The organism is Bradyrhizobium sp. AUGA SZCCT0182 (genome assembly GCF_018130185.1).
Classification (GTDB): domain Bacteria; phylum Pseudomonadota; class Alphaproteobacteria; order Rhizobiales; family Xanthobacteraceae; genus Bradyrhizobium.
Genome location: NZ_JAFCLY010000038.1, coordinates 28,204 through 41,660, shown reverse-complemented (window position 1 = coordinate 41,660; position 13,457 = coordinate 28,204). Strand labels below are relative to the sequence as shown.

Sequence of the window (13,457 nt, the reverse complement as noted above, 5' to 3'; positions counted from 1 at the left end):
ACCACAGCCCGGTAATGCCGCAGCACGGAATGATCCGAACAGCGCCGCTAGAACCAGCGCTCGCCGACCAGCACCGTATCGCCCGGGCTGATCGAAGTGCCGGGCGGAACGATGTAGCGCGCGGTTCCCGAGCCATCGGTGTGCGTGACCGTAACCCGATCGCGCCGCGCGCGGGGCGAGAAACCGCCGGCGATCGCAACCGCGCTCTCGACGGTCATGTTGGGCACGTAAGGATATTGTCCGGGCGCCGCCACTTCGCCGAGGATGAAGAACGGCCGGTAGGCTTCGATCTCGACCGCGACGGAGGGATCACGGATGAATCCGGCGCGCAGTTTGGCTGCGATCTCGGCTGCGAGACCGGCGGGCGTGCGGCCGCGCGCCGGCACCGAGCCGATCAGCGGTATCGTGATCGAGCCGCCGGCATCGATCGCGTAAGTATTGGTGAGGCCTTCCTGGCCGTAGACCACGACGCGCAGCCTGTCGCCGGCATCGAGATGATACGACGTGTCATATCGGACCGGTTCGGCGTAGGCGACGGGCGCCGCGACAACCACGGGAGCGGGCGCGTAAACTGGACGCGGCGTTCTGGCAAAGGACGCGCGCATCGCGCTGATGGCGCCGCCGCCGCTATTGTCCACGACGACGACCGGCGCCGGCGCCGCGCCATAGGTCATGGCGTCGAGATCGGCTTGCGGCGCGACCGCGACGGGTCCAGCCGTGCGCATGCACCCCGACAGAGCGAGCGCGGCCATCATCGCAGTGATCGAAAATCGAAACGCGCGCGCAACTCGCACCGGAGCCATCCCTCAAAGCGAGACAGCTCTAGTCTTGCACCGGTTATGGTTAACAAAGCGTTTTTTTGGGTGCGGTGCGGGCGAGAGGGAAGCGGTGAGACTCCCTCTCCCCGTTCTTACGGGGAGAGGGTTGGGGTGAGGGGCTCTCACCGCGAGGGTGATGTAGATCGTTAGACCTGTACCCCCTCACCCGGATTGCATCTGCGATGCAATCCGACCTCTCCCCGCAGGCGGGGAGAGGTGAAGAAAGAACTAGTCAATCAAGCGGTCACGCCGACGCCGATCGGGCACGACACGCCGGTGCCACCCAGCCCGCAATAGCCGGCCGGATTCTTGGCGAGATATTGCTGGTGATAGTCCTCGGCAAAATAGAATTCGCCTGACGGCGCGATCTCGGTAGTGATGGCGCCAAGACCCTTGGCCGCCAGCGCCTTCTGGTACATCGCCTTCGACGCATCGGCGGCTTTGCGTTGCGCATCGCTGAGCGTGTAGATCGCGGAACGATATTGGGTGCCGACATCATTGCCCTGGCGCATGCCCTGCGTCGGGTTGTGATTTTCCCAGAACGTCTTCAGCAGCGCCTCAAAGGAGAACTTCTTCGGATCGAACACGACCAGCACCACTTCGGTGTGACCGGTGCGGCCCGAGCAAACTTCTTCGTAGGTCGGATTGGGCGTGTGGCCGCCGGCGTAACCGACGGCGGTCGCAAAAATGCCCTCGCCGAGTTGCCAGAACTTGCGTTCGGCGCCCCAGAAACAGCCGAGCGCGAACACCGCCTGCTCGAGACCTGCGGGATAAGGCGGCTGCAGCTTGCGGCCGTTGACGAAATGGGTTGACGCGGTCGGGATCGGCGTGGCGCGGCCCGGCAGCGCTTCGGCGGCACTCGGCAACGCGGTGGTCTTGCGCATGAACAACATGGATTGCCTCCAGGCGGAACATCGGCTGGCGCGCAAACGGCGGCAGCCGGCTGACTTCTATATAAGGCTTTACGCGGGTTGCCGCAGCCCTGTTACGCAAGCCTCCTTACGCAGCCTTGGCAACGCCCGGCCTTTGCTGAACCAAAGCCTGTCAGTCCCGCGAATAGCCGATCAACGGCTTGCGGGGCCGGAACAGGATCATCAAGAGAATGCCGAACACGCCCAGCACCGCGAAAACCGGCTGGTCCAGCAGGACCTTGATGACGCTGTTCCAGAGCCAGGGCGCGGCACCCTCGACCGACGTGCGAAACGCCAGCTGGCTGGACTGGTGGATGTCGTTCCAGAACTGACCGAAGCGGGTGAAACGCAGGGTCTGGTCGGCGACATACCGTGCGCCGTCATAGACCATAAAGATGAATCCGCCGGCCAGGAGCAGCAGGCCAATTAGCCGGAAGAAACCGCGGATCATGCGTCACCTTATACCTGTCGGGCCCGGAAGGCCGTCAGCCCAATACCGGGCTCCCCTAATAAATTCAACCTCGTCAGCACCTTATGCGCCATTCCCGGCTGGATTTTCCGATTTTTGGAGGGTCCAGAAAGCGTTGACGGTGCAGAACCAGCCCTCTATAAGACCCCCAATGGCGGCGGGCGCAATCCCGCCGCCGCTGTTCTTTGAGCCGCGCCGCGGTGGGAGCATTCTGGCTCCCGAGCATGGCGACCTCAAGGACACCCTGAAACACACCAGCGCAATTTGAACGGCCGGCGCGCTCAAGCCCGACCACCCGAGCGATGACAGCCGAAGGATAGTTGAGAACATGGCCAATACCACTTCCGCCAAGAAGGCGACCCGCAAGATTGCCCGCCGCACCATCATCAACAAGTCGCGCCGCACCCAGATGCGTGGTGCGGTTCGCACCGTCGAAGAAGCCATCAAGAGCGGCGACCGCGATGCAGCGTTGAAGGCGATGGCGCACGCGGAACCGGAACTGATGCAAGCCGCGCAGCGCAACATCATTCACAAGAACAACGCGAGCCGGAAGGTGTCACGCCTGACGCACCAGATCGCCAAGCTCGCGAAATGAACTGACGAAAAAAAATATTCGTCAAAGAAGCCCGGCCTTGGCCGGGCTTTTTCTTTTTTCCAGTTCGATTGTCCCGTTGCTGCACAGCAGAGCGCGTGTCATATTTCTTCGGCCCCGTAGTTTTACGCGGTGCAGTTTGTTGCAACGGCAATGCTGTGCGCAGACGCGAGATGCACAGCGAGTTTTGCTGCGCGAGGTTCCAAAAGATTCCCGCTGTTTGCCCGCAACAGCCACGCGAGAGTTACCCTAAAAAAGAATCGCGAAAAACTTCGTCTCGCTAATCACTTATCCACATAGCGACTTCAAGCGGTTTGAAAAATGGTCTGCGCAAGCGCGATTGTAACGGTTTCTTAAAATTTTTCTCGAGTGCGTCGAAAATTGTCACGATGCGCAAGCGCGCGCGAATCTGTTCACGAATCCAAAACGTTGCTTTCGAGTGTCACAATTGCAACCCGGCCACACAGCCGAGGACTCGGTCACACACGTCGATTCACGGATTGTCAGAATTTCCGCTTGGTGTACATCTAGTGTCGTTCGCGACGCCCACGGCTCTCCAGACCAGCGCGGTTTGAGACCCAAGGGTGGACGTGCAAATCGGCGGCGGTGTGCGCGTTAGCGACGCTTTCCAAGCGATGCTAAGTTGGTAACTCATAGCAATATGAGAATGGTTGTTCTGTGTCTAAATTTCTCAGGCGTGGCGTGCAGGTTTCGCGTGTCGATGACTAGGGAGATAAGGCAAGTGTTGGCAACCGCAGCGTTGGGAACGCGGAGTGCGTGAACGTGTTGAAGACGACAGACTGAGGTTACGCGGCGGCGCAGCGCCGGGCAGATGTCCGGTAGCGGCAGACTGACTTTGAAAACACTTTCGACATGACAACTCGCCGCGTTCTCGCGGCGAGAGGGGGAGGCACTATGCTTTACGGAATCGCGGCATTAGACGGACGCATTTCACAACAGACCGTATTGGTTGCTCCAGCCTTCTTTTCCAACCATTCCTCGGTGCGAACTCCGGACGGGCCGTCGAGTACGCGCTGACCTCGCGGGAAACCTTCTTCTCCAACTGAAAATCTGACCAGCGGCGTTCGCGCCGAACGGTCGATCTATGTCCGGAGTTGAAGCCCCGCGTGAGGTCGCGCCTTGCAGCACCCCTGTTGGCAGGAACCCTGCAAGGCGAATTAGCAACGAACATTACTCTTTCAGAAAAGTTATCAGGCAATGACGAATATCGAACAGGATCGCTGGTCGCGGGTGAAGGGTCGGTTGCGGACGACGGTAGGCGAAGACGTCTATTCGAGCTGGTTCGCACGCATGGATCTGGAAGGCGTGCAGGACGAGAACGTCCATCTGTCGGTTCCGACCCGGTTCCTCAAGAGCTGGATCCAGGCGCATTACGCCGATCGCGTTCTCGCCTGCTGGCAGGCCGAGATGCCCGAAGTGCACCGGATCGACCTCACCGTGCGCACGGCGATGCGATGCGCCGCACCCGCGAAGGAAGCTCCCGCGCCGGCCGATCAGCGCCGCGTCGAGCATGCCAACGGTCGCCCCGCGCCCGAGCTGCGCGCCACCGCGACCGCGCCGGTGTCCGCGAGCCATGATGCGCTCGGCGGCTCGCCGCTCGACCCGCGCCTCACCTTTGCAAGTTTCGTGATCGGCCGCTCCAACACGCTGGCGCATGCGGCGGCCCGCCAGGTCGCCGAAGGGCGGCGCGGCGATGCCGTGATGTTCAATCCTCTCTATATTCACGCCGGCGTCGGCCTCGGCAAAACCCATCTGCTGCAGGCCGTCACGTGGGCCGGCAATTCCGGCAACGAGCGCAAGGTGCTCTATCTCACCGCCGAGAAGTTCATGTACGGCTTCGTCGCGGCGCTGAAGACGCAGACGGCGCTGGCCTTCAAGGAAGCGCTGCGCGGCATCGACGTGCTCGTGATCGACGATCTGCAGTTTCTCCAGGGCAAATCGACCCAGGCCGAGTTCTGCCATACGCTGAACGCGCTGATCGATGCCGGCCGCCAGGTCGTGATCGCGGCCGACCGTCCGCCGTCCGATCTCGAAAGCCTCGATGATCGCGTGCGCTCGCGGCTGGCCGGCGGCCTCGTCGTGGAAATGGGTTCGCTCGGCGAAGAGCTTCGGCTCGGCATCCTCAAATCGCGCGTCGCCGCGGCCCGTGCCCATCATGCGAGCTTCGACGTGCCGGAACCGGTGCTGGATTATCTCGCGCGCACCATCACCCATAACGGCCGGGATCTCGAAGGCGCCATCAACCGGCTGCTCGCGCACTCCAAGCTCAACGCCCAGCCGGTGACGCTGGAAATGGCCGAGCGCGAAGTCCGCGACCTGATCCGTCCGCAGGAACCGAAGCGGATCAAGATCGAGGACATCCAGCGCGTGGTGGCCCGGCAATATAATGTCAGCCGTTCGGACCTGTTGTCTTCCCGGCGTACCGCCAATGTGGTTCGCCCGCGCCAGGTCGCGATGTACCTGGCCAAGACGCTGACGCTGCGGTCGCTGCCCGAGATCGGCCGCCGGTTCGGCGGACGCGACCACACCACGGTGCTGCACGCCGTGCGCAAGATCGAGGCACTGGTGTCCCGGGATACCGCGCTGTCGGAAGAAGTGGAATCGCTGAAGCGCCAATTGCAGGAATGAACGCAGTCGTTCCGGCCTAGTGCGCAATTGCGCACGGGCGCCGGAACCCATACTCCGCGGCCGGGCTTTTGGGCACCCTGGCTGACGGCTTATGCAGCCACGAACGCCTGTGGTTATGGGTCCCGGCCCGTGGTGCGCAATTGCGCACCAGGCCAGGACGACGGTGAATTTGCCTGCAAACCGTGGGAAACGGCGTCGTAATCCCTTGCGCTTAAACCCTATCCGCGCCACCTTGCGGTCCCCCCGAAGGTTTGATCAAGTCCCATCTTGATCCGGCTTTTCGGGTTTCAATGGCCGCGGCGCGCCTTCAGGGCCGCCCGGCTTTTCCATCTTAGGGATCAGGCGGGTATTGCAATGAAGGTCACCGTCGAACGCGCGCAACTCCTGAAATCGCTGGGCCACGTCCATCGCGTGGTCGAGCGCCGCAACACCATCCCGATCCTCGGCAACGTGCTGATCCGTGCCGAGAACGCCAAACTCTCGCTGAAGGCGACCGACCTCGATCTCGAGGTGACGGAAACCCTGGCAGCGGAAACCGGAACCGCCGGCTCGACCACCGTGCCGGCGCACATGTTCTACGACATCGTCCGCAAGCTGCCCGACGGCGCGCAGATCGTGCTGGAGGCCGACGGCGACCGTTCGGTGCTGGCGATCCGTGCCGGCCGTTCACGCTTCACGCTGCAGACCCTTCCCGAAAGCGATTTCCCCGATCTGGCCGCCGGCGACATGACGCATTCGTTCTCGCTGGCCGCCGCCGACGTCAAGCGCCTGATCGACCGCACCCAATTTGCGATCTCGACCGAAGAGACCCGCTATTACCTCAACGGCATCTATTTGCACTCGGCCGGCAGCGCCAAGGCTGCGACCTTGCGCGGGGTAGCGACCGACGGACACCGGCTGGCGCAGATCGATCTGGCTCTCCCGAAGGGCGCCGTCGGCATGCCCGGTGTGATCGTGCCGCGCAAGACCGTTGGCGAAGTGCAGCGGCTGATCGAGGACAATGAAGCCGAAGTCTCGATCGAATTGTCGCAGGGCAAGATCCGCTTCACCCTCGGCAATGTGGTGCTGACCTCGAAACTGATCGACGGCACCTTCCCGGATTACGGCCGCGTCATTCCGCAGAACAACGACAAGGAACTGATCGTCGACAAGAAGGATTTCGAGGCCGCAGTCGACCGCGTCTCGACCATTTCGAGCGAACGCGGCCGCGCGGTGAAACTGGCGTTGTCGGCCGGCAAGCTGGTGCTCTCGGTGACCAACCCGGATTCCGGCAGCGCCACCGAAGAACTCGAAGTCGAATACGCCTCCGACGCGCTCGATATCGGATTCAACTCGCGCTATCTGCTGGACATCGCCGCCCAGATCGAAGGCGAGGTCGCGGTGCTGCGGCTGGCCGATCCCGGCTCCCCGACCCTGGTGCAGGACAAGGATAACAAAGGCGCGCTCTACGTGCTGATGCCGATGCGGGTGTGATAACTAGAGACCATCGCGCAGACCTTCCCTCTCCCCTTGTGGGAGAGGGTGGCGCCGAACGCAGTTCGGCGACGGGTGAGGGGTTCTCTCCGCAAGCGCCACACCATCGGCCAACCGCCAAGCGTATCCGCACCTTCGCAAAGAAGATGCGTCGAGAACCGACTGACGCCGAAGCCAGGATGTGGCGACTACTTCGCGATCGACGTCTTCAGGCTTACAAATTTCGCCGACAAGTTCCTTTCCGGAACCTGATCCTCGACTTCGTTTGCTTCGAGAAACATTTCGTCGTCGAGGTCGACGGCAGCCAGCATGCGGACAACGGGCGCGACACGGCAAGGGACGCCCTGTTAGTGGCAGAAGGTTTTCGAGTCGCGCGATACTGGAACAACGATGTGTTGCAACAGCCAACCGCCGTCTTGGAGGATATTCTCGCTAAGCTTGCCGAGCGGTAAGAACCCCTCATCCGGCGCTTCGCGCCACCTTCTCCCACAAGGGGAGAAGGGAAGAAAAACCGGCAATGACAGTTGAATATGACCCCCTCCCGCATCCACAAGCTGACGCTGACGCATTTTCGCAATTATCGGGCGGGGAGCGTGCAGACGCGCGGCGACGTCGTGGTGCTGGTGGGGCCGAACGGCGCCGGCAAGACCAATTGCCTCGAGGCGATCTCGTTTCTATCGCCGGGACGGGGCTTGCGGCGCGCGACGCTGGAAGATGTCGCCGACAATCAGGGCAACGGCTCCTGGGCCGTCTCCGCCGAAGTCGAGGGCGCGCTGGGGCTGGCGACGCTGGGCACCGGGATCGATGCGCCCGGAAATGAAAACAGTTCCACTGGCCGCCGCTGCCGGATCGACCGCGAGCCGGTCGGCTCGGCGACCGCGTTCGGCGATCATTTGCGCATGGTGTGGCTGACGCCGGCGATGGACGGACTGTTTCTTGGCGCAGCCTCGGAACGGCGGCGCTTCTTCGACCGGCTGGTGCTGGCGATCGACAGCGAACATTCCAGCCGCGTGTCGGCGCTGGAGCGTTCGCTGCGCTCGCGCAACCGGCTGCTCGAAGTTCGCAATTACGACGACCATTGGTGCGACGCGATCGAGCGCGAAACCGCCGAGCTTGCGGTCGCGGTCGCCGCCACCCGCGGCCAGACCGTCACAAAACTCGCAGCGATGCTGCGCGAACGGGGCGCGGCTTCCGCGTTTCCGTCGGCGCAGATCATGCTCGACGGCTGGATGGAGAATGCGCTGGTGGGCGAGCCCGCGACGGCCGTGGAAGATCGCTACCGCGAGATCCTGCGCGCGAGCCGCCCGCGCGACGCCGCGGCAGGCCGTACGCTGGACGGCCCGCATTTGACCGACCTGCAAGTGGTCTACGCGCCGAAGAACATGCCGGCGCGCGATGCCTCCACCGGCGAACAGAAGGCGCTGCTGATCGGGCTGGTGCTGGCCCATGCCACGCTGGTCGCCGAGATGACCGGCATCGTGCCGCTGTTGCTGCTCGACGAGGTCATCGCGCATCTCGATCCGGGCAGGCGCAAGGCGCTGTTCAATGAGCTGGAAAAACTCGGCGCGCAGGTCTGGATGACCGGCGCCGATCCGGCGGCATTCGCCGATATCGGCGCATCCGGCGAGGTTTTCGACGTGGATTCCGGCCACGTCACCCGCCGCGCCTGAGCCCGGTTGAACCTCAACGCCCACCCGCGCGACTAGACTCCAGCAATCGCGCCACGACGCGCGGCCATCGCTGCTGCGCCTGTCAGGCATCGGCAATATCCGGAGATACCCATGTTTGGAACGACGCGCGGGATGCTGGTCCCGGCACGGAAACATCTGTTTGCTGTCACCCTCGCGGTGATTGCCTGCGCGCCGGTTGCCGCCAGTGCCAACTCCGACATGGTCGATGTCAGCACCCTGCCGCGTCTCGAGGGGGCCGTGGAACAAACGGCCCTTGCCAAGACCCATCAATCCAAAACCTATCAAGTGACCTACGACGTTCCGACCGGCTTCGCGGCGACCACCGCTGCGGTGAGGCAATTGCTGGCCGCCGACGGCTGGGTGCGATATGCGGGCCCGCTCGAAAACGACAAGTTCTCGTCAAAATTCAAGAAGGGACGGCAAGGACTGTTTGTGTCGGTCCCGCCAGGCAAGCCCAATCAATCCAGCGTGATTTATAGCGCCAACGCAGCGCATGTGAACGTGCCGTTCCCGCCGGATGCTGCCGACATCGTGTTCGAGGAGTGGCGGCCCTATCTCGGCTGCATTGCCCCGACTGCGCTCGACGCAACGCTCGACTTCTTCCGCAAGGAGATGGCCGCGAGCGGCTGGAAGCCGCTCAAAGCCGCGGAGGCGGCCGCGCGCTGGCCGAACGTGCAGCTCAGCGAGACGATCGAGAATGGCGTGCGGGCCTATTACACCCATGATTTCGACAATGGCTTTCATCGGCAGCAGCCGGTGATGTTGACACTGCAGCGCCGTGACGACGGACGGACCGACGTGGAAATTCGGGTCGCGCCATTTGCGATGCCGGAAACGCTCGAAGCCGGTGACGACACGGCCGACCTGCCGACGCCAAAACTAACCTGGACGACGCGAAGCTCGGGCGATTCCGATTCGGCCCGGCGGCAGCTGGACGTGGCGGTCCTTGCCGAAATTCCTGCAACGCTCGCCTTCTATCGTCGCGAACTCGCGGCGCGAAACTGGACCGAAGAAACCAGCGGTGCTGTGGTCACGGCTGATAACGTCACGGCGAACTTTTCCTCGGCCGAGCAAACCGCCACGCTGGAGCTCAGCCGCCGATATGACATGACGATGGTCAATATCGTCACTCAAATGAAGGAAACCGTCCTCGCCGAACGCGCCCAGGCCAAGAAGGAAGCCGACGCGGCCCAGGCCGCCAAGGTGGCCCAGGCCGCCAAGCTGTTGGATGCGCCGCTGTCGGATGCGCCGCTGCGCGCCCTTGCCGACAATTCGAAGCCCGTGCCGCTGCCGGAGAACGCCGAAGAGGTGGAGTTCGAAGGCGCCGACGGCCGGCTCAGTTTCGATTCCCCCTCGAGCGTGAGAGCAGTCGCAACGTTCTACCGTGACGCGCTGCAGGCCCAAGGCTGGAAGGAACAGCCTTCGGTCATCAACGATGCCCGCATGGTCGTGATGCAGTTTTCCAAAGGCGGCAAGGCGGTGCGGTTCAACATCATGAAGATGGGTCGGAGGGCGAGTATCAGCGCCAATGGATCGGGTCTGGTGACGGCCGATGCCAAGATGGCCGCCAAGCCAGGCGCAACAGCACCCGCTCAGGCGGCTGCCGGCGCTGGCGCCAAAGCGGCGGCGGCGGTGCAGGTTCTCGAGGCCGACGCCGATCCCGACGCGCCCTTTCCGGTGCCAAAGCAGCACAGCGCGATGAGCACGTCGGCGAGCGGAAAGCTGCCGGGCAGCAACGCCGTGTACCGCAGGCAACTTGACGCCAGCATTCCCGCCGAGCTGAATGCCGTGCTCGCCTTCTATCGTCGCGAACTCGGCAAACGCGGATGGACGGAATCGACTGAGCGCGCCGTTGTGCAGGCGGACCGCGCGCAGCTTGCATTCACCTCTCCCGACGGGCCGGCGATGCTGAAGCTTGGCCGCAGCGACGACGAGACGTCGGTCATCCTCGCGCAGAAATATCCGGCCGTTGCCGCGAAAGCGGACTTCGTACCGAAGCCGGGTCAGGCCAAGCTGATGCTCGGCAATGTCGGTGAAAGCGAAGCGGCCGTCACCATCAACAAGCGCACGATCAAGCTCGCCGCCGGCGCAGGTGGGCTGCAATCGCCGACCCCCCCGATTCTCGAACTGCCGCCGGGCAAGCACCGGTATTCGATGAAGGTCGCGGGCCGCCCCGCCCGAAACGATACGATCGAGGTGACCGCCGACGACGGCTGGGGTCTGATCATTCTCCCGAGCGGAGAGGCATTGTCGATGCAGATGTATTGAACGATGCGCGGCTGAATCGGCGGGCGTCCGGTTGAACCTCGACGTCCACCCGCGCGACTAGACTTCAGCAACCGCGCCATCGGCGCGAGCTTCTATCGCCGCTGCGCGGGTCAGGCGTCGGCAAATACCGGAGATACCCATGTTTGGAACGACGCGCGGGATGCTGGTCCCGGCACGGAAACATCTGTTTGCGGTCACCCTTGCGGTGATCGCCAGCGTGCCGGTGGCTGCCAGCGCCGACCCCACGATGGTCAATGTCCGCACCGTGCCGCGCCTGGAAGGCGCCGTGGATGGCCGTCCGGAAACTTTTACAGTGAACTACTACGTTCCGGGCACCGTCGCAGCCACCACCCTCGCGACGAAGAAATTACTGGCCGCAGACGGCTGGGTGCAATACGTGCGCCCGTTCGAAAACGTCAGGAGCACGTTGAACTTCAAGAGGGGTCCGCACGGACTTAACGTGTCTTTCAGGCAAATCCAGCCCAATCAATCCGAGGTGAATTACGGCGCGGACAGGATCTATGCGAACGTGCCGTTTCCGGACGATGCGACCGACATCCTATTCAACGAGCGCCGGCCCTATCTTGGCTGCACGACCGCCGCGAGCGTCGAGACCAGCCAGGAGTTCTTCCGCAAGGAACTGATCGCGGCCGGCTGGTCGCCATTGTTGGCGCCAGACGCTGCGGCGCGTTACCCCGGCGCCACGATCGACGCAACGATCAGCAACGGCGCGCGTGCCTTCTACAGCTTCCCCAAACGTGACGGCTACCAGCAGCAACCGATCATGCTGACGCTGCAGCGCCGCGATGACGGCAAGACCAGTGTCGACGTCCGGATTGCGCCATTCGCGCAGCCGCGGGACCTCGTACTTGCGAGCGAGACCGCCGGCCTGCCTGTACCGAACCAGACAGCAGGCTTCGGAAGCGAGGGCGATTCGAATTCGAACTCCCGCAAGGTACACGGCTCCGTTCAGGCCGAGTTGCCGGTGGTGCTCGCATTCTTCCGCCGCGAACTTGGGTCCCGGAACTGGAAAGAGGAAACCCGCGGCGCCGTTGAGACGCCGGACCAGGTCGTCCTCAACTTCTCGTCTCCCGATCAAACCGCCACGCTCAGGCTCAAGCCCCAATACGACCTGACGATCATCAACCTCACCACGCAGGTGACCGAAGCCGGCCTGGCGGCACGCGCCAAAGCCAAGAAGGAAGCCGACGCGAAGTTTCTCAGCGATGCGGCAGCAATGGCAAAAGAAGTCATCGCGGCCGACGAAGTGCGGCGGGTGGCCCAAGCCGCCAGCCTGTCGGACGCGCCGCTGCGCGCGCTTGCCGACAATTCGAAACCCGTACCGCTGCCGGAGAACGCCGAAGAGATGCAGTTCGAAGGCGCCAAAGGCCGGCTCGATTTCTATTCCCCCTCAAGCGTGAGAGCGGTCGCGGCGTTCTACCGTGGCGCGCTGCAGGCCCAGGGCTGGAAAGAACGGCCCTCGGTCATCAACAATCCCCGCATGGTCGTGATGGACTTTTCCAAAGGCGGCAAGGCGATGTCGTTCACCGTCATGCAGATGGGTCCGAGGTCGAAGATCAGCGCCGATGGATCGGCTCTGGTGACGGCCGATGCCAAGATGGCCGCCAAGCCCGGCACCGCAGGCGATCAGGCTTCCAGCGGCGCAGCCGCCAAAGCGGCGGTGCAGGTTCTCGAAGTTGACCCCGAAACCGATGCCGACGCGCCGTTTCCGATGCCCAAGCAGCGTGGTTCGACTATCTCCCGCGGAAGCGGAAAGCTGCCTGGCAGCAACGTTCCATTCCGCAGGGAACTCGAAATCAGCGTTCCTGCGGATCTCGCTTCCGTGCTCGCCTTCTATCGCACCGAGCTTGGCAAACGCGGCTGGAAGGAATCCGCGGAGCGCGCCGTCATGCAGGCAGACCGCGTGCAACTGGCATTTGCTTCGCCCGATGGGCCTGCACAGCTGAAACTCGGCCGAGCTAAGGACGAGACCACCGTCAGCCTCGCACAAAAGTACACTGATGTCGCCGCGAAGGCTGACGTGATCCCGAAACCGGGTCAGGCCAGGCTGGTGTTCGGCAACATGGGCGGCAGCGAGGCTGCCGTCACCATCAACAAGCAGACGATCAAGCTCGCTGCCGGCGCCGGCGGGCCGCAATCGCAGAAGCCTCCGATGCTCGACCTGCCGCCGGGCAAATACACCTATTCGGTGAAGGTCGCGGGCCGTCCGGCACGAAACGATACGGTCGAGGTCACCGCTGATGACGCCTGGGGCCTGATCATCGCTCCGAGCGGCGAGGCATTGTCGCTGCAGATGTATTGACACGATCGCTCTGGAGAAGCCCAGAGAAGACCAAGGGCGGCGTGCTCGCGGGCGCTTGCGTCCCGAGCACGCGGCCGATGACGGACAAGATCAGGTAGCCGAGCCCTTCCCGGTGAGGGGAATCGGTTCTCCGGCAACGAACCCGCCTGTTGCGCCGTTCTCCAGCATATCCGTTGCAGTCTGCTATTTCCTGCCGCGACCACGTCTCAAAAACAGGCACTTCGAGGCGCGGAATCATCCCCCGAATCCGCCTTTTCAGAGGC

10 protein-coding genes are annotated in these 13,457 nt (G+C 63.2%); 7 read left to right on the top strand and 3 right to left on the bottom strand.

Annotated elements, in window-relative coordinates:
• Positions 1 to 47 precede the first annotated feature (47 nt).
• The 3 genes from JQ611_RS30940 to JQ611_RS30930 form a co-directional block, all read right to left on the bottom strand.
• The gene (locus tag JQ611_RS30940) at positions 48 to 803 is read right to left on the bottom strand and encodes a polysaccharide biosynthesis/export family protein (RefSeq protein ID WP_212386359.1); all 756 of its coding nucleotides are present in this window, start codon (positions 801 to 803) and stop codon (positions 48 to 50) included.
• A gap of 251 nt (positions 804 to 1,054) precedes the next feature.
• Positions 1,055 to 1,711, bottom strand: a complete 657-nt coding sequence (gene msrA / locus JQ611_RS30935; RefSeq protein WP_212467559.1) for a peptide-methionine (S)-S-oxide reductase MsrA — start codon at positions 1,709 to 1,711, stop codon at positions 1,055 to 1,057.
• Between the two features lie 151 nt (positions 1,712 to 1,862).
• Positions 1,863 to 2,180, bottom strand: a complete 318-nt coding sequence (locus JQ611_RS30930) for a hypothetical protein (RefSeq protein WP_192736318.1) — start codon at positions 2,178 to 2,180, stop codon at positions 1,863 to 1,865.
• A gap of 346 nt (positions 2,181 to 2,526) precedes the next feature.
• On the opposite strand from JQ611_RS30930, the gene rpsT reads away from it, so the two are divergent.
• The 7 genes from rpsT to JQ611_RS30895 all read left to right on the top strand — a co-directional run bounded on the left by rpsT (position 2,527) and on the right by JQ611_RS30895 (position 13,194).
• Entirely contained in the window at positions 2,527 to 2,793 is a 267-nt protein-coding gene (gene rpsT, locus JQ611_RS30925; protein WP_212263211.1) for a 30S ribosomal protein S20, read from the top strand.
• A 1,215-nt stretch (positions 2,794 to 4,008) separates the two neighbouring features.
• Positions 4,009 to 5,439 (top strand): chromosomal replication initiator protein DnaA, encoded by a 1,431-nt coding sequence (gene dnaA, locus JQ611_RS30920; protein ID WP_212263212.1) that lies wholly within the window; start codon positions 4,009 to 4,011, stop codon positions 5,437 to 5,439.
• 354 nt (positions 5,440 to 5,793) lie between these two features.
• The gene (dnaN, locus tag JQ611_RS30915; protein ID WP_212032095.1) at positions 5,794 to 6,912 is read left to right on the top strand and encodes a DNA polymerase III subunit beta; all 1,119 of its coding nucleotides are present in this window, start codon (positions 5,794 to 5,796) and stop codon (positions 6,910 to 6,912) included.
• 146 nt (positions 6,913 to 7,058) lie between these two features.
• Positions 7,059 to 7,364, top strand: coding sequence for an endonuclease domain-containing protein (locus JQ611_RS30910; protein ID WP_212467558.1), 306 nt, complete (start codon positions 7,059 to 7,061; stop codon positions 7,362 to 7,364).
• 78 nt (positions 7,365 to 7,442) lie between these two features.
• Entirely contained in the window at positions 7,443 to 8,582 is a 1,140-nt protein-coding gene (gene recF, locus JQ611_RS30905) for a DNA replication/repair protein RecF (RefSeq protein ID WP_212263213.1), read from the top strand.
• Positions 8,583 to 8,693: 111 nt separating this feature from the next.
• Positions 8,694 to 10,871 (top strand): hypothetical protein, encoded by a 2,178-nt coding sequence (locus JQ611_RS30900; RefSeq protein ID WP_212467557.1) that lies wholly within the window; start codon positions 8,694 to 8,696, stop codon positions 10,869 to 10,871.
• 139 nt (positions 10,872 to 11,010) lie between these two features.
• A complete protein-coding gene (locus JQ611_RS30895) occupies positions 11,011 to 13,194 on the top strand; it encodes a hypothetical protein (protein ID WP_212467556.1) in 2,184 nt (727 codons plus the stop codon).
• Positions 13,195 to 13,457 lie beyond the last annotated feature (263 nt).